The 21,077-nt window shown below is 50.5% G+C and carries 20 protein-coding genes; 17 read left to right on the top strand and 3 right to left on the bottom strand.

Annotated features, from left to right (window positions below; genetic code table 11):
- Positions 1-130 precede the first annotated feature (130 nt).
- The 13 genes from KAJ71_RS07090 (at position 131) to KAJ71_RS07030 (ending at position 10,214) form a co-directional block, all read left to right on the top strand.
- Positions 131-1,246, top strand: a complete 1,116-nt coding sequence (locus tag KAJ71_RS07090) for an IpaD/SipD/SspD family type III secretion system needle tip protein (protein ID WP_248945067.1) — start codon at positions 131-133, stop codon at positions 1,244-1,246.
- Complete coding sequence (locus KAJ71_RS07085; protein ID WP_248945066.1) at positions 1,215-3,530, top strand: hypothetical protein; 2,316 nt, start codon at positions 1,215-1,217, stop codon at positions 3,528-3,530. The genes KAJ71_RS07090 and KAJ71_RS07085 overlap by 32 nt, the downstream gene beginning before the upstream one ends.
- A 51-nt stretch (positions 3,531-3,581) precedes the next feature.
- Entirely contained in the window at positions 3,582-3,815 is a 234-nt protein-coding gene (locus KAJ71_RS07080) for a phosphopantetheine-binding protein (RefSeq protein ID WP_248945065.1), read from the top strand.
- Between the two features lie 2 nt (positions 3,816-3,817).
- A complete protein-coding gene (locus KAJ71_RS07075; RefSeq protein WP_248945064.1) occupies positions 3,818-4,177 on the top strand; it encodes a hypothetical protein in 360 nt (119 codons plus the stop codon).
- A gap of 510 nt (positions 4,178-4,687) precedes the next feature.
- Positions 4,688-5,866 carry a PrgH/EprH family type III secretion apparatus protein gene (locus KAJ71_RS07070; RefSeq protein ID WP_248945063.1) on the top strand — a complete coding sequence of 393 codons (1,179 nt, stop codon included), beginning with the start codon at positions 4,688-4,690 and terminating at the stop codon, positions 5,864-5,866.
- A gap of 9 nt (positions 5,867-5,875) precedes the next feature.
- On the top strand, positions 5,876-6,148 hold the full coding sequence (locus KAJ71_RS07065) for a type III secretion system needle complex protein (protein WP_248945062.1): 273 nt from the start codon (positions 5,876-5,878) through the stop codon (positions 6,146-6,148).
- 18 nt (positions 6,149-6,166) lie between these two features.
- Positions 6,167-6,469: a type III secretion system inner rod subunit SctI gene (gene sctI, locus KAJ71_RS07060; protein WP_248945061.1), complete on the top strand. Its 303-nt coding sequence runs from the start codon at positions 6,167-6,169 to the stop codon at positions 6,467-6,469.
- Position 6,470: 1 nt separating this feature from the next.
- Positions 6,471-7,286 carry an EscJ/YscJ/HrcJ family type III secretion inner membrane ring protein gene (locus KAJ71_RS07055; protein ID WP_248945060.1) on the top strand — a complete coding sequence of 272 codons (816 nt, stop codon included), beginning with the start codon at positions 6,471-6,473 and terminating at the stop codon, positions 7,284-7,286.
- Entirely contained in the window at positions 7,267-7,803 is a 537-nt protein-coding gene (locus tag KAJ71_RS07050; RefSeq protein WP_248945059.1) for an OrgA/MxiK family T3SS sorting platform protein, read from the top strand. The genes KAJ71_RS07055 and KAJ71_RS07050 overlap by 20 nt, the downstream gene beginning before the upstream one ends.
- A complete protein-coding gene (locus KAJ71_RS07045; RefSeq protein ID WP_248945058.1) occupies positions 7,793-8,479 on the top strand; it encodes a hypothetical protein in 687 nt (228 codons plus the stop codon). Before KAJ71_RS07050 ends, KAJ71_RS07045 begins: the two co-directional genes overlap by 11 nt.
- The gene (locus KAJ71_RS07040) at positions 8,472-8,678 is read left to right on the top strand and encodes a hypothetical protein (RefSeq protein WP_248945057.1); all 207 of its coding nucleotides are present in this window, start codon (positions 8,472-8,474) and stop codon (positions 8,676-8,678) included. The genes KAJ71_RS07045 and KAJ71_RS07040 overlap by 8 nt, the downstream gene beginning before the upstream one ends.
- A 1-nt stretch (position 8,679) precedes the next feature.
- Positions 8,680-9,219 (top strand): hypothetical protein, encoded by a 540-nt coding sequence (locus KAJ71_RS07035; protein WP_248945056.1) that lies wholly within the window; start codon positions 8,680-8,682, stop codon positions 9,217-9,219.
- Between the two features lie 164 nt (positions 9,220-9,383).
- Positions 9,384-10,214 (top strand): winged helix-turn-helix domain-containing protein, encoded by an 831-nt coding sequence (locus KAJ71_RS07030; RefSeq protein WP_248945055.1) that lies wholly within the window; start codon positions 9,384-9,386, stop codon positions 10,212-10,214.
- A 1,337-nt stretch (positions 10,215-11,551) separates the two neighbouring features.
- Here the strand turns inward: KAJ71_RS07030 and bcsG are convergent.
- From bcsG to bcsE, 3 genes are read right to left on the bottom strand one after another with little or no spacing between them, the layout of a single operon-like run.
- Complete coding sequence (gene bcsG / locus KAJ71_RS07025) at positions 11,552-13,207, bottom strand: cellulose biosynthesis protein BcsG (RefSeq protein ID WP_248945054.1); 1,656 nt, start codon at positions 13,205-13,207, stop codon at positions 11,552-11,554.
- 2 nt (positions 13,208-13,209) lie between these two features.
- Positions 13,210-13,407, bottom strand: a complete 198-nt coding sequence (gene bcsF, locus KAJ71_RS07020) for a cellulose biosynthesis protein BcsF (protein WP_248945053.1) — start codon at positions 13,405-13,407, stop codon at positions 13,210-13,212.
- Positions 13,404-14,966 (bottom strand): cellulose biosynthesis protein BcsE, encoded by a 1,563-nt coding sequence (bcsE, locus tag KAJ71_RS07015; RefSeq protein WP_248945052.1) that lies wholly within the window; start codon positions 14,964-14,966, stop codon positions 13,404-13,406. Before bcsE ends, bcsF begins: the two co-directional genes overlap by 4 nt.
- Before the next feature lie 193 nt (positions 14,967-15,159).
- Between bcsE and bcsR the strand changes: the two genes are divergently transcribed.
- The 4 genes from bcsR to bcsB all read left to right on the top strand — a co-directional run bounded on the left by bcsR (position 15,160) and on the right by bcsB (position 21,074).
- A complete protein-coding gene (gene bcsR / locus KAJ71_RS07010; RefSeq protein WP_248945051.1) occupies positions 15,160-15,354 on the top strand; it encodes a cellulose biosynthesis protein BcsR in 195 nt (64 codons plus the stop codon).
- A gap of 3 nt (positions 15,355-15,357) precedes the next feature.
- Entirely contained in the window at positions 15,358-16,095 is a 738-nt protein-coding gene (gene bcsQ, locus KAJ71_RS07005; protein WP_248945050.1) for a cellulose biosynthesis protein BcsQ, read from the top strand.
- Entirely contained in the window at positions 16,092-18,695 is a 2,604-nt protein-coding gene (bcsA, locus tag KAJ71_RS07000) for a UDP-forming cellulose synthase catalytic subunit (RefSeq protein ID WP_248945049.1), read from the top strand. The genes bcsQ and bcsA overlap by 4 nt, the downstream gene beginning before the upstream one ends.
- A gap of 69 nt (positions 18,696-18,764) precedes the next feature.
- Positions 18,765-21,074, top strand: coding sequence for a cellulose biosynthesis cyclic di-GMP-binding regulatory protein BcsB (gene bcsB / locus KAJ71_RS06995; RefSeq protein ID WP_248945048.1), 2,310 nt, complete (start codon positions 18,765-18,767; stop codon positions 21,072-21,074).
- The last annotated feature ends 3 nt before the right edge of the window (positions 21,075-21,077 follow it).

Below are 21,077 nucleotides of genomic sequence, written 5' to 3'. Positions count from 1 at the left end.
TCACTATGCCCCCTGCCAAAAGGAGAGGGGGCGTTACCATAAGTATGGTGCTGTAATTATTGCGCCTGTGATTGCCTAACTGACAGGCATTATCCCGTAAGGGATCGTTACTGATTTAAAGGAGAGATAAATGGCTACTGTTTCCGCCACACTCCATCAATTTGTGCTACCCACAGTTATTGATATTAATCCCTCTGAGTGTGAAACATCGAGTAATACGCTGGCGGATACCCCCCCTAGCGCTACTGCTTCACATGCTATTCGCAACAATACTCCGGCGAGCCACGGTTATCGCACGGCAAATGAAGGTTATTCCCAGCGATTGGACGCTTATTGTCATCAGCCCACTCTGGGGGCTAACGATCTAACCAAAGCCGCCACGCTTATCGGCGTTTTACACCATTCTCAACAGCTGGAAGCCCGCCATCTCATCAATGAATGGAATACCACGTTGCTGGAAAATATGGATGAAGCACAGTTGTCGGGAGTGATTGAGCAACGTGCAGGCAGAAGTACGGCACGTTCATCGGCGATCCCTCCTGCAATACCCAGGGGGGCAGATAAATACCCCTTATCCAGCTGGGAGTTGGGGGACAAGCTGGCCGATAGTATTAAAGATATGAATGAAGAGTATCTAAAAACCTTCCAGGAAGGGGTGGCTAAATATAATGAATTCTTTGCTGATTTTAGCAAGGATATTGTTAATATAATTGCTAATAATGTAAAAGTAGACGAGGATGGTGATATACAATTTGAGGGAGGCAACGTTTACAAGGCACTTAATAAGCTTCTCAAAAAATATGATGTTTCTAAACCGACAAAAAGTGCAACCCTTTTTCCTAAACAGAGTGGCAACGGCAGCGATAGAGTAACATCGGGTGGCAGCAAGGCTGAGGCCGAAGCATGGGCGAATCAGTTTGGTCTGCCTGCCCACTGTGTTAAGAAACTGTCTAATGGGCAATATGTTGTGACGATGGATACTTCCGCCGTTCAGAATATAAAAGATAAGCTTCCGGTGAGGTACCCTGAAGCGCCAACTAGTTCTTATGTCAAGTTCATGAGCACCGTTGAATGGTCTGCGTGGCAGAGCAGTTTTGATCAGCAGAAAGGTAATCTTCAGACTGGGCTGCAGACTGTCGTACAGAAATATGCTGGCGCTAACTCGACTTATGAAAACCTGGTTAAAATATTAAGCGGGACGATCAGTAGTCTCCTTGAGTCAGATAAATCTTTCTTTAATATTTGAGGCGTTCTATATGCAACCACTGAATAGCGCAGGGGCGAGTACTTTTATTAGAGCTCTTGATCTTGCTGGACATAAAAATGAGCCCACGGATCTGGCAAGCAGGCTGAAATCTTCGGGGAATGCTCCTGAAAAACCACTTTGTCAGGGGAACGAAAAAACGTTGCGTGAGTGTATGGCCGGTTCCCTTGAACGTGCGAAATCTGGGCCGATAGTGTACCGTGGTGCTGATTCAAAAGCCGAGCTGGCTAAACTCATCGACGTGTTACCGAATAAAGAAAAATTAAAAACACAGCTCCTCACCAACTCGTTAGAGACCTTGTTTGGTAGCGGGGGCAACAAGGGCATTACCTCGCAGAAGACTAAAAGCGGGGAGGAATACCTTAAGCAGATTAATTCTGCCAAAGCGGAGTCTGCCAAGGATGGGGTTGGAAATATGGCTATCGCGCTGGCAAACCTCTATAAGCACCATGCTGGCGATGAAGGCGTCAAATCGACGGTGGTTGGATTCAGCGAGCGTCTGGCTAAGCTTCTGGATAAAGATCCTCAACTGGATGTTGATAGCCGCTTTGCAAAGTCGGAAATACGTGACAATCCCGTTAACCAGCTCAAGAAAGAAATGGCTAATTTTGCTGATAGCCTGGGCGGTTTTTGTATAGATAAAGATATTGCCGATGTCATTGCTGGCGAAGCCAAAAAAAATAACATCAATATTGATGTGAATACGGCACTCCACGGGGATATTTTCAAGAAAGATATGAAGAGTCTTCAGGGGCAGCTTGATATTATTTCGACGCATACGAACCAGTGTCCTTTTACCAAGTGGGCAGACACATTTGGTGCGCAGCTATCGGCTATCGAGTTATTAAAAAATACCACTATCGATGTCGACGGGAATAATGCACGGGCACCCGATGCCGTGGTGCCACAGCCTGCGGTTCCGGAAGCCTTACCTGCGGCGGTACACTATGGGGCTCCCGCAGTGCTTCCTCAGGGGCAACCTTCTAACCCGCTGTCCGGCAACCCGGTTAACAGTAACCATCAAGTTTTCAATCCTGTTAACAACGTTAACGTATCGGTTGACTTCACTAAGCTTACAGATGCGGTTGACCGGCTGAGTGGTATCATGGCGGAGCGCATGACTGCGGTCACTAATGTTGATACCTCTGGGAAGGCGCAACATACGCAGCCCGCTGAACAGGTTAAGACGAGTGCTGCCAGTCCCCTGCAATCAGTCATTGCGCCAGTGGTTGAACGCCAAAACCCCGTTTCCGAGCCTACAGATGCATCACGGTTAGAGGGTATCCCAGAGGGCAGGCCGGATGTCATGGCGGAGACCGTATCGCGACTCGAGAGGAGTATTCAGCCGCAGTTGATGGCCAGCCACGAACAAGTCCACACACAGTCTCCTGCACGGAGTCACGCGATAAATACTACTCCCTTTAATGGCAACTCATTGCGATCTGGGGATTCTCTGTCTGTAGTAGGGAAGGATACAGCAGCTAGTCTGGAAGGGCAGGATACGGTCAAAGCAGATACACCGCGTTCATTGGAGGAGAGGCTTAGAACCACTTTTGTGGGTTCAGTCGGTTCGTTCAGCCAACGCTCTGGCAATTTCTCGCGCAGTAATTCAGTGAGCACTGCCGATCTGCTTGTCAACGAGAAACCGGCTACCTTGCGTAGGAGCGTTTCCGCCCCGGACTTGAGGTCATTGAGCCGCGGAACTCAGTTCGTAACGGATGTTGTCGACAGTAGCGTTGGTCTCGCTGGACGGAAAAACGCGCTCAACACCGCTGGAAACATGAAAGCTAACGATAACAAGGGGATGAATACAGCTCGCCCTGAAACGATGGCTGGATGGTCGCGCAGCATTGATGCAGAAGGAAAAACACATTGGTCAGTAGCGGCCAAAAGCCCATTGAGTGCTGGTGATTTGCAGCCCACTGGCAACGACCGTTTGCAGACTCAAGATATATCAAATCGATCAGCTGCGACGGGGAAATATAATCTCACCAAGGTTGTAACGTCAGCCCCTGACTTCCGGCAGGAAAGTGACGCTAAAGCGATTGACGATAACAGGGAAATGCCTGACTTCTGGCAGAAAAGCAATGCCAAAGTTATTGATGATAACCGGGAAGCGTCTGAAGTTGCTGGGAATACAGCCCCTGACGAAAGCCGTACTAAGGGTGGGTGGTCTCGCTCCTCCCAGGGTGGATGGACTAAATCCACCGCCGACGCGACTGTTATCGGCTCAGTAGGCTCGGCTGGGCAGAAAGTCTGGAACTAGCCAGGTAACGGTAAATCATTTTTGCCTGCAATGTGTTGCCCAGGAGGAGAATTGAAGGAAGTTGATGAGATCCTGATGCGTTGTACCGGTGTGGATATTGCGAATATCACACCGGAGAAACACCTGGTTATTGACCTGATGGCCGATTCGATTGCACTGATAGATATCGCTATTGAGTTGGAAAGTGCGTTTGGATTCGTGTTTACGGAGCATGATATGCAGTCTGTTAATACAGTGGCAGACATCTATGATCTGGTAACGACACGTTCTAGTTCAGGGGAGTAGAAATGAAGGTTGGCGGTCCTCAGGGCATAACGGATACCATGGTCTCAAACCTGTTACTGAAATATAATCTGTTTCAGGACGTGAGGCTAAAGAGCATTTCAGTGGCGGCAAATGTTTGCCGGCGTAACATTATCGATCATGCTAATGACGTTGAGTATGATATCGAGGATGATGAGTTGTCTTTTGATGAAGAACGGCAACTTTTCTTTCATAAAAAAATGGTTATTGCCAGGCAGCATTTAACCCATATGGCGGTATTAAAAGACTATCAACCCATTGAGTCTCATTCTCAGGTGATCGCTCTATATGTAACGTATCTTTTGAACCGAAATGTCATCAGAAAGGGACAGTTATGCTTCTGAGCGAGTGCCCAAGTGTACCACGCCCCGTGGGTGTAATGCTTGTTAGTTAAGCTGTTAAGAAGGCCGTAGCAGATAATGTTGCGGCTTCTTTTTTAGCGTTGTTGAAATGGTTGATCAGACGATAAGCTCATATTCGTCAAGAATGGTCAGTAACCGCTTAAAAACAAGACCGGTTGTCCAGGAGAGTAAGAGCCATGGCGCAGGACGCACCGGAACAGATAATCCAAAAGTATTCCCTTTATGACACTGCGATGCCCAAGTCAGGGCTGGTCCGCAGTGTGCGAACGTGATCAATTCCCAGGCGAGTCAGGAAAATCGTAACAGCGACATGCGCTATTTTTCGGATCACGTATGACGTTATCACTTCACTGATAATTAAGGGGTATAGCTTAATTATTTGAGTTTCATGACTGTTCTTCATTATTTTTCAATCAGGATTGAGGCGGGGGTTATTGTTACGCTGATTTAAATATTCCTTTGAGATACCCTTGATTGGGCGTAACGGTTACGATGATAATATCTGATAGTTCCCCGGAAAAAAATAATGTCATCATTCGCCTGCTCAGTGGTGTACTGCGCGGCTGTGAGTTTCGCTTGCCTATCGGCCGCACGCTCTTTCTAGTGACGGATGACAACGAATTACAGTGCCATCATCAGGGAACCGTGCTGGCGGAGAATATGATTTTTATTCCGTCAAAAACGGAATGCTTTAACTTTGAAGTTGATATTGAAGATGTTCCGGAGGCGGCGATAAGGCTGCGACAGCTGGAGGATGATGAAATCCATGAGTCCGCGTTGTCGGTTAACCAGATTATCTGCGTGGGTTCATTAAAGTTGGCGTTGCGCTATGCCGATGAACGCTTTAGCGAAGAGATTGAACATTTTCAACCCTCAGAGCCGCAAGATAATGACTTGCCTGACGTGTCTCGCAAAGCGCGTTACTGGTTGGCTGCGCTGGTGATGGCGGGTAGCCTGGTGATCGGGGGGGCGTTCTATGCCACCAGTGAGCAGCGCGAAGTAACCTCCGTGGCATCACGCCTTAACGCGGGCATTGGCGACTATGACGTGATTTCGGGGCGAGATGGCGTGATGTATGTCATTGCCAGCGAGGTGAAAGGTAAGGCGTGGGCCAGCCAAACGCTGGCGAAATCGCTGACCGATAAAACCGTTAAGGTTCTCACACGACAAGGGGTAAGCGATGAGGTCACACAGTGGTTTGCCACAAAATACCCTCATTATCCGTTGCACCGTGTGGTTTATGATGTCCCGCGTCAACCCTCCATTGAAATAAGTCGTGAGCGCACGACGCTGAATAGCCTAAACGAAGCGGATATTGTTCGCTTTGCGCGGCAGGCATTCCCTTATCTGGAAAGGTTACAGTTTAACTTTGTTTCAGACGCACTTGTCAGTGATATCGCAGAGCAGGGATTACGGAAAGTGTCCGTCCCTTATTCGCGGGTAAACAATAAAAAGAGTGTCACTTTCGTTATTCAGGGGAGCCTTGACGATAGCGAATTTGAACGGCTAAAAACATTTATTGATAGTTATTATTCATCATGGTCAGGTGAATATGTTCAGTTTGCAATTGAAGTAAAAGATGACTGGCTAAAAGGTAAATCATTTAAATATGGTAGCCGTGGTTATGTCAAGATATCACCAGGACACTGGTATTTCCCTAAACCTTTATGAGGATCACCTATGTATAAAAATACGCGCGTTGGCGATGTCCGCGAAAGCGGCTGGAATGGCTTTCTGAGTGGAAAAACTGAACAGTTTGACGAGGGTGTGACAGAGTTAAATAAGCTATTGGATAAAACGCTTGATGATCTGGTCAGCGATCCCTCTAACCCGCAGTTGCTGGCACAATATCAGTCGAAACTGTCAGAATATACGTTGTATCGTAATGCGCAGTCCAACGTGGTAAAGGTGTATAAAGACGTGGCCTCCGCTATCATTACCAACTTCCGCTAATATATCAGGAGAAACCTTATGGATATGTCTCGCAGTGGGGCAACTGGGGCACTTAAAGAAATTGCTGATATCTCAATGGAAGACAGCAATGTGCAAAGTCTTGAGGAATTAATGATTCGGGCCTATGCACAGACCGCCTCTGGAGCACAAATTGAACAAAAGGCTGTCCTGAGTAAGTTACAGCAGGATAGTGTGACATCAGATCCGGCAGAGCTGTTTAAATTACAGCAGCGGACTGCGGATTATAACCTACAGGTTTCTCTTATCAGTACTCTGACGCGTAAAGGCGTTAGTGCAGTTGAAACGTTATTGCGTTCGTAATATGAAAAAGTATATTTTTATTATACCTGCGTTACTATTCCTGCTAACCGGCTGTAAGCAGCAGGAACTACTAAAAGGGCTAGATCAGGGGCAGGCTAATGAAGTGGTAGCTCTGTTACAACATAATAATATCCGCGCAACCAAGAGCATGGTTAATAAAGAAGGGTACATTATTAACGTCGATCCGACAGATTTTGCGGCAGCCGTTGATTTAATGAACATCTATCAACTACCTGCCCGGCCACGAGTGGAAATTGCGCAGATGTTTCCCTCTGATTCTCTGGTGTCCTCGCCTGTTGCCGAACGTGCCAGACTTTACTCTGCGATTGAACAGCGGCTTGAACAATCGTTGCTGAATTTGCAGGGCGTCGTTAGCACCCGTGTACATGTGAGTTACGAGCTCAATGCATCAGAAGCAAGAAATAAATCGCTGCCGGTGCATATCTCATCATTACTGAAGTATGATGAAAGCATAAAAGATGCGACATTATTGATCAATGATGCGAAGCGGTTTATAAAGAACAGCTTTAATAATGTTGAGTATGATAATATTTCCGTCGTGGTTTCCCGTATTCCTGACATTCAGAGAATTTCGGCAGATGCTCCGATCGATAAGGGTGTACCCTTAACCGTTTGGATAAGCATTATTGCGGGGGGGATACTATTTATGATTTCAATCACATTCATTGTGATGAATAGTCGTTACCAACATCGAATTCCGGGTCGGTTGAAGAAATATATCCCTGTACATAAGTTGAATGAGAGCGGGCATTCCAGGGAAACGACGGAGACGGGAGATGCACCAACAAAAAATTAATCAATTTTTGTATGATCCTCTGTCATGGATCCATCCTCAACGATTCAAGATGGATAGCATCTTCAATAATGTGCGTTGCCAGTCAGTTATTAATGATATTTTGATCTCACAGTTTATGCTGCCAATCGATGGCGTAAATAAGAAAAATAACCTGGAGGCATTGTTTATCCAGAACTGGTCTTTGTTGCCGCAGGCGGCATTGAGGATGGCTTGTTTACGCTTACGTAGCCTCCTGGCCATTTCTGGAAACATTATCTCCCTGGATACTCGAGTACGGCAATTTGCCATGTTGGACTGGGTCAGCAGTTCAACGGCTACCGATGCGAGATTTAATCATGAAATATTGTGGAATCAAGCATTTAAAGAGTTATTGGTTTACCAGGGGGTGCTTTCTCAGGCCGTGACCCAGCGTCTGCCGTTGTTATTTTCTGAGGCAGCTGTTGTTTGTTGTGAACTGGATGAAATGCTCCAGCCCGATCCTTTGTTGTTACGATTGGCAATTCAACATGCAAAATAAAAAATCACCGAACTTCCTCGATAATGCTAGCGAAGGGGTCTTACTGAAACGAGCTGGTGTAGCCCAGCAGAAACAGAATAATGCCCTGATAGCTGAAGCCCAGCGACGTGCGAAAATGTTGGTGAAAGCGGCCGATAATGAAGCGCAGGAGATTTATCACCATGCCAGGGCGATGGGCTATGAACATGGGATACTGACTGCGACGGATGCGGTGGTGCATTATTTTCGCGAATCTAATAGCAGGGAACTCGCATTTTATAAACGAATTAAAGAGGAAGTAAGAACATTATTATCTGGAATTTTCAACTCCAGCGATATTTTTCTTGCGGTTCTGGAAGAATGGAGCAGTGGTTTTGAAGCGTATAATGACGCCAATGAAACGGTTTCGCTGCTTATTCCTGAAAGTTGTCATCAGTTTAAACCTAAAATGGTAGAGTTGCTAAAAAAAGAACGTAATTGGAAAGTCCACGTCGAATATCACGTGGAAAATCGTTTTGTTATCCGTTTTCAGAATAATATCGCTGAGTTTTGTCCTGAGGATATTACGTTGGAAATCACCAATCGCGTCATTAGCCACTATGCTAATTTCTCTATTAATACTTTGTCTGATGATGGTATCACTAAGTTAAGGGAAATATTGTTATGTCACTCTGTACAAGAAACGCCAGATGAATAATATCCAAAATATTAACAACCTCAAGCAGATAAATGAAGAAACTCAAGAGATTGACAAGGTATTGTCGCTGGAAGAACTCAGTCAGCTTTCTCCAGCCAAAGTTGATCTGAATTTAGGGATGATCTTCATGATTGAGCAATGGAAAATGGAGATCCTCACATCGGATGGAACTACGGATGAGTCGAGTAGGGAGTGGTAAGATGCGCGCTGTTCTCACTGGATTGATATTGGGGAGCGCGGTTATTGTTAGCGGCTGCCAGATGGATAAATTTACCGAAAATCGTGGCAGGTTAGTGACCGGTGTGACCTGGAGTTGTTCCGGTAGCGCAGCGCCAGAGGGGGAAATTATGCCTCCTCAGTGGTATGACAATATGATTCAGTGTGCCTCGCAAAATAATTTTAAGGCTGCGGCGATGAGTTATCTCTTTGCCGGAACTTATAGTTGGTACGATGCTCGGATGCTGGACACGCACTATGCCCGTAACTTGCATTCAGCATTGCCGGAACGTTCGTTGGTCAAACTCACCTATGCGCAGCAGACAAAGCTAAGGAGTGCTCTGGGGGATCTGATGGGAAGTAATGATAGTAAGCAGGAGATCTGTAGGGTTATTGCTAAAGCGGGCAGTCCACGCTATCAACCTGATTACATGATGAAAAACAGCATTTCGCTAACTCGCTTGGGGGCGGATAAAGAAGCCCGTTTTTCGGAGGCGCTGCGTAATTATCTTCATTGCACGTGAGGAGGGGGGAATGTATTCAGTGTTGGTTTGTCATCCGTTGTCCCTGATGGGGTATATGCCTGCCATACTTCAGGATGTATCCTTGTTGGCTACACCCACCTGAGTCTTTGCGTCAGTTTATTGGGTGTCGGGTCGCTATTTGGGCGTAACTGGCAAACCGTTGCTTGTTTGGCGTATTACGTCTGAACTTATTCCTATCAACCAAATTTAATGTTAGCATCTTTGTTAAGTTTTTATTTTATGCTGAAACCCGCCGTAAGATGACAATAGATTTTGTAGATTTTAAATTTTTTGATGGGAATGTTATGGCTACCCGCTATTTGATCAATAAAGAAGTGCTGTTCATTCCAGGGCAGAGGCGTTTGGCTGCGATAAATTCAACCCATTCTGTCACCCTGTTTGCTCCGGTATGCAACTGTCTGCGTATTTTGATAGAAAATAGGGATTGTGTCGTTCCACAGGATGAACTGCTGCAACGTGTTTGGGGGAATAAACGTCATGAACTCTCTGCCAACACGCTTTACCAGAACCTTTCATTGCTCAGAAAGTCTCTCAAGCTGGCAGGATTAAACGGCAAGGTTGTTAAAACGATACCGCGTAGAGGTGTGATTCTGGAAAGGGATGTAGTTATTGATAGCTATAACGGAGATGATACTGATGAGGAGATAGCGATAACTGCTTCTCACTCACTCAGTGGCAAAGGGCGTAATCTACACTTGCTATGGCTTCTGCTCATATTGATTATGGTAGGTATTTATGTGAATTTGTTCGTTGACTATACCTTTAAACATCCTTCTGGTGATTTTTTCACCAACTACACGGTGTTAGTGACGAAATCTGGATGTGATTATTATGCGATGCCCGCAGATAAAGAACGGCGGAAAGATCGACTCGATAATGCGATCGAAAAGCTGGATATAACTTGTTCCTCCCCTACCCATGTTTATATTACCTTGTCTGAAAATGATCCTTATAAAAAAGAGGGTTTAATATGATATCTGTCATTTTTTCTTTCTGATTTATCGCTTTTAAACTCTGTGTTATTTATATTTCCAACTGGGAGTTAAAAAGGTTGTGTATCAATTTTTTTAGGATGACTAAGCAACGTTTATTTTCGAATCTGAAACTGTTCGTGCCGGTTATTGTTGCGAAAAATGTCCTTGATGTGATAGCCCCGAGGATTTGCCGAATAATAGCTGTCCATCCTGCTTTATCTGGATTTTTTGGTGAAAGACGTCAATGTATCCAAGTCTAGTGGCCATTTACATGGTGTGATCATGTGATTTTACGTAATGGAAATTCACTGAATTTATGGATGGCCAGCATAAAATCTATTTATTCAACAAAGCCTGGTTCCGATCTTTCATTAAGGCGTTTTTTAGCCGTAGAATTTGTGGGCAGGGACAGAAGTATAGTCATGTTATGGGAGCGCTACGTGGTTCCAGATGGCTGCAAAACCTGACACTTTGTCGATTTATTTATTATTCTATAATGGAATTTCATGACCTAAAAAACTCTAAGTGAGGTGGGTGATAAACGCCCAGGGAATATCGTGTATGTATAGGATGGATTTGAGCTTTTAATACTTGTCTGTAATGGAGGTGTGAAAATGGTCGATAAAGTAATGACAATATTAAAAAGGAGGGTATGGCTGCTGGTGCTTGTTTTTTGCTCATTATTTTGGGGGGCGGTAATTATTGGTGTATGTAGTTTGTAAATCACAGCGTCTAAATATCCCCGTATGTTTGATTTTTTGATAAAGAGGATCATGCTTTCATCATATGAAGATATTTATCATCACAGAAGGGCTTTGTTGAATAAATCGAACCTTTGTTGTTCAGTAGGATCAGAGCACTCTCCTTCTGACAAAACAGCGACGTACTGTGGCAAATAAAAAGTTAAAGGTCACCACTTGGAAAGCTTACAACAAAGCCCTCATCACGTCACACGCAATCACCGTTGCCGGATGATGTGTCAATTGCTGAAAGATGTGGGTGAGTTTATAAAAGCAGCTTCACCATTCTTAGGCAATAAACCTAGGGTGTGTACCGTAACTATATTTTGTACAATATAGTCATGTTTAACCGACAGTAAGCTTTCGAATGGTGTGGTGGTCTTGCTCGACCAACCAACTAGCCTGGTAATTTTGCTACTAGCTCAAGACGGTATCAATCTGTTCCAGATAGCGGATGATAAATCTACCGGTTTTCTAGCCATACCCGAGACGATGGCCAACAAAATGATTTAAACAACGGGTATGCCGCTAATGTGTGAAGGATCCCACCGTCACCGAAAATGAGGAGCCTTTAGTCCCTAAAGGCTCCCCCACCGCTTACTGAGGATAAGGTACCCAATCGCCGCCATTAAGGCGAATATACGCCTTGCCCTGATACTGCATCACAATGGCATTGTCATTCTCAGAGATCACCGCAGTCTGCGGCAGGCCCTGGGTCAGCACTTGCCAATCGACGCTTGGTGCGCTGAACAGCTTGCCATCCACCAGTCGCGAGACCAGCTCGGACAGCGCCAGATAGCTGCTCGGCGTTTTAATCTCCAACGGGCTGCCTTGATGCGGAGCCTGCATGCCGATCAGTTTAACGCCGACCGGCGTATGGGTAATGTTCAGGCTGGGAATATCCCGCAGGCCAGACATCTGCATTTTGTCGCCCGTCAGCGCCGCACCGTGCTCCGGTACGATCACCACCATCACCTTACGCCCGGATTTCTGTAGCTCATCAAGGAAAGTGTTCAACTGATCGAACAGTTGTTGCGCCCGGGGCTGGTAAGCGGCGATCTGTTTGCCACCCACAAAGCGGTTGCCATCATGCAGCGGGATCAGGTTGAAGAAGGTGGCGGTGCGGGCATCGCCGCCCTTTTTCAGTAGATCGAGCCAGCGGTTAAGCAGTTGCAGATCGTTATAGATCGGTTCACCGTCGAACGAAGCCAGCTCATTGCCGATCCCGGCCTGTGACATCAGCGGAGCCTGCATATCACCTTGCTCACGCACTTCTTTCAGGAAGTCACCGAACACGCCGGAGTGATCGAGCATCAGCTGTTGCTTAAAACCCAGCTTTGCCAGGTTATCAAACAGGTAACACTGCTGATTGGCAGGCTGATACAAGTCGTGATGCGAAGTCTGGCCGCAACTGGCGCGTAACAGGCGGATAGCCGCCGGGCCGCTGTAGGCGGTGGCCGAGTTGAAGTTGGTGAACATGATGTCCATCTTGGCCCACAGCGGGTGGTTGCGCAGGTTGACGGCATCCAGATCGGCCCAGGCCAGCGAACAGATGTTGATGATCAGCACGTCAAACGGCTGGGCATCGGCAGGTAAGGCGGCCGGGAAGGTGGTCGCGCGAGCTTTTTCCTGCTGGTAGAACTGCTCCAGATAGGCCGTGAGGTTGGCATTGGTCGGTGGGCCATTGGCTGCAGGCAGATTGCCATCCGGTGTCGTCGCCGTGGCAGGTGCAGACGGGGTAGTCGTCACCGTAGCGGTGTTGGTGGCAGGCATCAAGGACACCGCCGGGCCAGCAATATTGACCACGTTCAGCCACACCAACGCCGCTACGGTAAACACCGTGACGCGTATCCACTGGGCCAGGAACAGGTAGGCAATTAACAGCACGAAGGCGGCACCAATCATCTGCCAGTTGATAAAGCGGTTGGCCAGCTCCAGCAGGTAATCCGCGCTGAAACTGGTGAGTTGCGAGCCTTGGCTAAGGATGCTGTTAATCCCCGGCAGCCAGGTGTCGTGGTAGAACAAACCGATACCGATAGGAATGGCGATCAGGTGACGCCAGCGGTGCAAGCGCGGCGACGGGATCGGCATCAGTAAAAAGGCCATAAACACCAGGTTAGGCAACGCATGGAAGTTCAGATAGCCGAACCACAGCAGGCCGAACTTGGCCAGGAAATAGAAGTTCCAGCCGCCAAGACCGCGCCAGTATCGCCATAAGGTATTGCCCGGTTGCGTTATTTTTTCGTCACTCATGTTCATTTTTTACGCTTGATTTGAGAGGTGGAACCTGTGCGTACCCATAGCCCTGCCGACTTTAAATAGCGCGGTGATAACAACAAATGTTGCCAAGAACGGTACCCGTTGGGGAAACGGCGATGTAGCAGGTATCCCGTAGGGATAAACACTATTGCGCACAGGATCACCAGTTGCACGATATCGTCAAGAGTGTTCATGTCTGTTCCTCTTGCCCGAGGCTCATCAGGGTGAAGGGAATGGGTTCCCGGCGTTCGGTCAGGTGTCCCGTTGCTGCGGCGGTGGTTTTGGCTGTGGCCGGTTGCAGCTTGGTAGCGGGTAGCGAAAACTCAATGTTTTGCCGCAGTAGACTGATTTCATGGATAATATCTATATCCTGATGCCACACCACCTGATTAATGAATGCTTCGCTGACCGGCAGGCGGAAGATGAATTTTAGCGCGGTATCCAGATCGTTAATCCGGCAGGTGGAAAGGAACAGGAACAGCCGATTCTGCGCCACGGTCATGATGTCGCCAAAACGCCGCTGATGGCACAGCGTTATCGACTGGCGGGCGGTCAACCCCGGCGCAGGTCGCAGGGCGATCATCACCCCTTTGCCATCTTCCGGCAACAGCGTGTTTTCCATCAGTGAAGTCACCGCCCGGCTGAAATCCTCCAGTGGCAGGTAGCCTTTCATCGGCAGTGGTCGCAACCCGGCCAAGAGAGTGTCGATATTCTCCGGGACATAACGCGACAGGCGCTGGCCCTGAATACCTTCCAGCATGGTCAAAAAATTGGAAAGCGGTGCCACGTGGGGCACGATCAGGTTGGCACCGCAGGCCAGCAGCAGCCGTTCATCGCTATAGCGTAGGCTGGCGCTCATCTCTCGTACCACAATCTTCAACCCGTTGCCCCTGCTGCGGCGCAGGTTATGGATTTGATGGGCCAACTCGTCAATTTCGTCACTTTGATACAAGGCGAAGATCAACGTGGCGGCAATGGTCAGCATGCCGCGCTGCATCAGCTTGGCATTGTTCTCAAACAGTTGCCAACTGGCTGACAGCGGCGGGGCACCTTCCAGAATGCGTTGTTCAGCCAGGCACAGGCTCTCGTCGTTGCGTTCCGGGGTAGGGGAAGGCTGGTCGCTGTCGTCTGCTCCTTGCCAGCCTTCCGGGCCTTCGGTCAGGGTGAACAGTTGATTGGCATTGATGCCGTTTGCCGTGCTCCACCAGTGCACCAGATACTGGGCACTGCCTTGTTGCCCCTGCAGGCTGGCCAGACCGTTGAGAATACGGTGTTCAGCGGCTAGTTGCCCTTTGAGTTTGTTAACGCCGCTGCCGTGGCTGAGGATCACCAGCGTGCACTGTTGCTGCTGCAACCATTGGCCGATCCGCGCGGCCCAGGTGCGTAATTCATCGTTGGTAAAGGTCTGCCACAGGCTAGCGTGGGCCAACAGGATCAACAAGCGGTTGCTGGGTTTTAGTTCACGCATCAGATCGTCGGCCAAATGCAACAGCGCCGCTTTTTTTTCCGGCAGGCTATATAAAGGGAGTTTTTTAATCCCAGCGGAAAGAGGCGTTGCCAATAATTTGTCGGCCTGGTCGCCACTGCCAATTAGTGCCAACCGATCGTTTTTTGCCTGGGCGGCAATGAGTTGGCGGCAAAGCAGGTTCGCATCGCTCTGGCGATCGATATTCACCCAGTATAAGCCTGGGGATTGCATAACCGACAATTCTTGCCAAATATGTCGGATACCTAATGAAAATGAGTGCGCCATGGATTTATTCTACTTTCGTTGAAAGTGTCGAAGACCAACCGGATCGGGTCACTTTAAAAGCGTAATGTCAGAGTTAGCATAGCAAATCTAGCCATTAGAGGGATAATACCCGTTAAGATTCATCTTATTGGCCCAATTTTTTCCGAACGTTGCTATAGTCATTTAACATTAGCCTATTTTATGAGGCGGCAAGATGAATAATGATGCGTTAAGAGGGCTTCGGGAGAAAGCACCAGTAGAACTTCAGGACGATCTGCAGGCTTTAAGCCGTGCTTTTTCGTTGCCCAAGTTAAACTACATCGATATTTCACGCCAGGAACGGCTAGCACAAATGATGATCCGCTGGCCGCTGCTGGCGGAGCTGGCCAACAAGACGGGGAGTGTTTGAGTCATGCCGGTCATTGCACTGCAAGGGGTTCGGGGCGGTATTGGCACCACGTCAATCACTGCGGCGTTAGCCTGGGCGCTACAGCTGTTGGGCGAGTCGGTGCTGGCGATTGACCTGTCACCGGATAACCTGCTGCGATTACACTTTAATATGCCCTTCGAATTGAACCGGGGCTGGGCTCGTGCAGAGTTGGATGGTGTCGGTTGGCAGCAAGGGGCGATGCGTTACTGCAAAACACTCGATTTTCTGCCGTTTGGCCGCTTAAACGCGGCCGAGCGGTTAAAAGTGTGGCAACAAGAGAGTGACACCCTGCAACGTTGGCCGGATTTTTTGGCGCAACTCCGTGCTTCTGGGCACTATCGCTGGATCCTGCTGGATATCCCGGCGGGTGATGCTCCCCAGATTGAACAGCAGCTGGCGCTGGCCGACCAGATTTTCCTGTTGCTTAGCCCCGATGCCAACTGCCATGCGCGTCTGCATCAGCAACCGTTGCCTACGGGTTGTCACCTGCTGATTAATCACTTCTCCTCGGCTAGCCCGTTGCAACAAGACCTGCATCAGCTGTGGCTGCAAACGCTGGCAGGTCTGTTGCCGTTGGTGATCCATCGCGATGAAGCGCTGGCGGAAGCGATGGCGGTCAAGCAGCCCCTGGGAGAGTATCGGCCGGAAAGTCTGGCGGCCGACGAAGTGCTGACGCTGGCCAACTGGTGTCTGCTCAACCTACAGGACGCCGAGGTATGAGCAGGGTATTGAGCCTGCTGCTGGTGCCTCCCGTTCATCGGGCGGTGCAGCAACGCTATCGCGCCTATCGCCGTGCGGGGGCCCCGGCATTTACCGCTGGCCTCACGACCCTGATGGTAGCCATCGGCTGGCTGTTGCTGCGGTTTGAATCCCCTGGCTGGCAAAAGGTGCAGGCAGGCCAAAGCTATTGGTTCCCCCACATTTCCCCCCAACGTCCACGCCCGGCAGATACGCTGCGTTATCTGTTGCAGGGTTTTTGGCTGCTAGTGACCCACAGCGGCCCGGCTCCGATGGGGCGTTCCTACTTTGCCGGCTGGCACCGTTTGCAACTGCGCTATGCCAACTGGCTGCAAAGCTTGCCGCAGCGCCTACAGAATGCCGGTATGGAGGAGCATACGGTAGAGCGGCTCAACCGGATGAATCACCGCGTGCGTCGGGTGTTGTTTATTGTTGCCGGTATATTAGCCGGGCTGCTGGCTCTGCTGTGTATTTCCCAACCCTTTGAATTGCCCGCCCAGTTTATTTTTGTGCTGCTGCTGTGGTGCATTGCCATGGTGGTGCGGCGTATTCCGGGCCGGTTACCCGGCCTGATGCTGATTGTGCTGTCGCTGACCGTTTCCTGCCGTTATTTATGGTGGCGTTATACCTCAACGCTGAACTGGGACGATCCGCTCAGCCTGACCTGTGGCCTGCTGTTGCTGGCGGCAGAAACCTATGCCTGGGTGGTGCTGGTGCTGGGCTACTTCCAGACCGTGTGGCCGCTGAACCGCCAGCCGGTGCCGATGCCTGCCGACAGCAACACCTGGCCGACCGTCGATCTGATGGTGCCCACCTATAATGAAGATCTGGGTGTGGTGAAGCCCACCCTCTATGCGGCGCTGGGCATCGACTGGCCGAAAGATAAAATCAACATCTATATTCTCGACGACGGTAATCGGCCGGAGTTCAAAGCCTTTGCCGCAGAGGTCGGGGTGAAATACATCGCCCGGCCGACCCATGAACACGCCAAGGCGGGCAATATCAACAATGCGCTCAAGCACGCTAGCGGTGATTTTGTTGCCATCTTCGACTGCGATCACGTTCCCACGCGCTCGTTCCTGCAACTGACCATGGGGTGGTTCTTTAAAGACAAGAAGCTGGCGATGCTGCAAACGCCGCACCACTTCTTCTCGCCCGATCCGTTTGAACGCAATCTGGGGCGTTTTCGGCAGACGCCGAACGAAGGCACCTTGTTCTACGGGTTGGTGCAGGACGGCAATGATATGTGGGATGCCACCTTCTTCTGCGGTTCTTGCGCCATCTTGCGCCGTACGGCGTTAGATGAAATCGGTGGTATCGCGGTGGAAACGGTGACCGAAGATGCTCATACCTCACTGCGTCTGCATCGTCTTGGCCATACCTCTGCCTATATCCGTATTCCACAGGCCGCCGGGCTGGCAACGGAGAGTCTGTCGGCCCATATCGGCCAGCGTATTCGTTGGGCGCGCGGCATGGTGCAGATCTTCCGGTTGGATAATCCGTTACTGGGTAAAGGGCTGAAGTTTGCCCAGCGTCTGTGCTATGCCAACGCCATGCTGCACTTCCTTTCCGGTATTCCGCGTCTGATCTTCCTGACCGCGCCGTTGGCGTTTTTGTTGATGCATGCTTACATCATCTTCGCACCAGCCTTGGCGATTGCGCTGTATGTGTTGCCCCATATGATCCACGCCAGTCTGACCAACTCACGTATTCAGGGCAAATACCGCCACTCCTTCTGGAGCGAAATCTACGAAACCGTGCTGGCCTGGTATATCGCCCGGCCGACTACCGTGGCCTTGTTTAACCCGCATAAAGGCAAGTTCAACGTCACCGCCAAAGGCGGGCTGGTCACGCAAGAGCACGTCGATTGGGTGATCACCCGGCCTTACCTGCTGTTGGTGATACTCAATCTGGCCGGTCTGGGGTTTGGCGTGTGGCGCTTTTTCTACGGCCCGACGGACGAAATGATGACGGTGGTCATCAGCCTGGTTTGGGTGATCTACAACATGACCATCCTGGGTGGTGCGGTGGCCGTGGCGGTGGAAGCCAGGCAGATTCGGCAGTCGCATCGCGTGGAGATCTCCATGCCAGCGGCGGTAGCACGGGCCGACGGACATCTGTTCCCCTGTACGCTGCGTGATTACTCCGATGGTGGGGTAGGTATCGAAATGCGCGTGCCGGATCGATTGCAAGAGCATGATCAGATAGCGCTGCTGCTTAAACGTGGCCAGCAGGAGTTCAGCTTCCCTTGCGTGGTGACACGATCCCATGGCCGCTCGGTGGGGGTTCGCCTGGTCGAACTATCGACCCGCCAACATATCGAATTTATTCAATGCACCTTTGCCCGGGCCGATACCTGGGCACTGTGGCAAGACGGATTCCCGGAAGACCGGCCAGTGAACAGCCTGCGTGACGTACTGATGCTAGGTTTTCATGGTTACCGGCGCATGGCGGACTATGCGCCACCAACGATGCGCAAGATCCTGGTCGGCTTGACCTCGCTGGCAACCTGGATCCTGTCGTTTATTCCGCATGGCGTAGGAAGGGACCGCGCTCCAACGGCTCCAGAGACTGTGGCATAGGCTAGGCTGTGTATCGTAACTGCCCGTTCGCAAGCTCTGCGAGCTGGCCCCAACATTGATGATGATACGATGACGAGAAAAATAAACTGGTTTACCGCGCTGGCCTTAGGCATCAGTAGCTTGTCTCAGGCACAAACGGCCCCCACACCAGCGGCTGGTGCGACTCCGCCTGCGAGCACGGTGGCCGAAGCTCCGGTCACCGTACCTATGGGAGTGGCGGCGCCGCAAGCGCCCGATGCGCCGGTGCGTGATGTAAAACTGCTGTTTAGTGAGGTGGCACCACCGCCTGGCAGCTTTACCCTGCGCGGCACCCGCCCAGAAGGGCAGATTGAGTTTGGCGTGCGCAGTGACGAAGTGGTTTCACAGGCGTTGCTGGACCTGGAGTTTACGCCTTCACCGTCGCTGATCCCGGTGGAGTCGCACGTCAAAATCTACCTCAACGATGAGTTGATGGGGGTCATCACCATCACCAAAGAGCAGTTGGGTAAGCCTAATCATGTCCAGTTGCCGATTGATCCACGCTATATCACCGATTTTAACCGTATTCGTCTGTTGTTTGTCGGCCAATACCAGAATATCTGTGGGAATCCGGCCAACAGCACGCTGTGGCTGGACATCAGCAAATCCAGTTCGTTGAGCCTGCGTTACCAGACGCTGCCGGTGAAAAATGAGCTTTCCCACTTCCCAGAACCCTTCTTCGACAGCCGCGACAATCGGCCATTAATATTGCCGATGGTGTTTGCCGGGCAGCCGGATCTGGAACAGCAGCGGGCAGCGGGGATCCTGGCCTCCTGGTTCGGCACCAAAACGCAGTGGCGCGGCCAGTCCTTCCCGGCGCTGTTTAACCGTTTACCGAGCCAGCACGCCATCGTGTTTGCCACCAATTCACAGCGCCCGGACTTCCTGAAGGATTACCCGGCGGTCAACGGGCCGACGGTGGAGATGATCAGCCACCCGGATAACCCTTATGTGAAGCTGCTGCTGGTGCAGGGCCGTGATGATAACGATCTGATCACCGCGGTGAAGGGCATTGCTCAGGGCAATATTCTGTTCCGTGGCCAGAATCTGAGCGTGGATCAGGTTGAGCAGTTGGCAGCCCGTCAGCCGTACGATGCGCCAAACTGGGTACGCACCGATCGGGCGATGAAATTCAGCGAACTGCAGCAATATGCCGAGCAATTGCAGACTAACGGCGTCGAACCTGGGCCGATTTCACTGTCGATGAATCTGCCGCCGGATCTGTTTCTGATCCACAGCTCCGGCATCGATATGCAGCTGAAATATCGCTACACCTCGCCGCGTATTGAGGACGGTTCTCGCCTGAGCATCAGCCTGAACAATCAGTTTGTGCAGTCCTATACCCTGGTGCCAGAGCATGAAAAGGGTGCGCAACTGCTGCGTCTGCCGCTGGCTCAGGGGCTGCTTGATTCAGACAAGGCAGTCAATATACCGGCGCTGAGGCTGGGGGTGAACAACCAGTTGCGCTTTGACTTCGATTACACCACGCTGCTGGCCAGTGGTGTTGGGGGGCGCTGCGAAACCTATTCTTTGGTGCCGAACCATGCGGTGATCGACGGCAACTCCACCATCGACTTCTCCGGCTATCGTCACTTTATCACCATGCCCGATCTGCGCGTCTTTGCCAACGCCGGTTTCCCTTTTAGCCGTCTGGCGGATCTGTCGCAAACGCTGGTGCTGGTGAACAAACAGCCGCAGCCCGTCCAGGTGAGCGCCTTGCTTAACGCCATGGGTAACATGGGGGCACATACCGGCTATCCGGCGCTGGCTTTCTCGCTGTCCGATGACTGGTCGCAGGCCAAAGATAAGGACGCCGATATCCTGCTGATCGGTACCATTCCGCCAGAGCTGCGCGATGATAAGAAAATTAATCTGCTGGTAGAAACGACACTGAGCTGGGTGAAAATGCCGATGCGCCAACTGTCGCTGCCAAGCATGGATATGCCGCCGGATGACGCCACGCCAGACAGTAAGACCACCATCAGCTCGGAAGGGGCGATGGCGGCGGTGATAGGCGTGCAGTCCCCATTCCACGATCAACGCAGCATTGTGGCCCTGCTGGCGGACAGCCCACGGGGCTATGAACTGTTGAATAATGCACAGCTAGACAGCGGCAAGCGTGCGGCGATGTTTGGTTCGGTGGCGGTGATCCGTGAGTCCGGCGTCGATAGCCTGCGCGTGGGGGATGTTTACTACGTTGGCCATCTGCCGTGGTGGGAGCGTATCTGGTATGCGTTGTCGACGCATCCGCTGATGCTGGGTGCGATAGCCGCGCTGGTGGTGGTGATCGTGGCCCTGTTGCTGCGGCGTGGTCTGAAGGCCTTTAGCCGTCGTCGTCTGTCACCGGAAGATCGGGATTAATTG

The sequence above is a fragment of the Serratia silvae genome, assembly GCF_023282985.1.
In the GTDB taxonomy this organism is placed as follows: domain Bacteria; phylum Pseudomonadota; class Gammaproteobacteria; order Enterobacterales; family Enterobacteriaceae; genus Chania; species Chania silvae.
The sequence above is the reverse complement of the archived record's forward strand: the minus strand, read 5'-3'. Positions and strand labels throughout refer to the sequence as shown.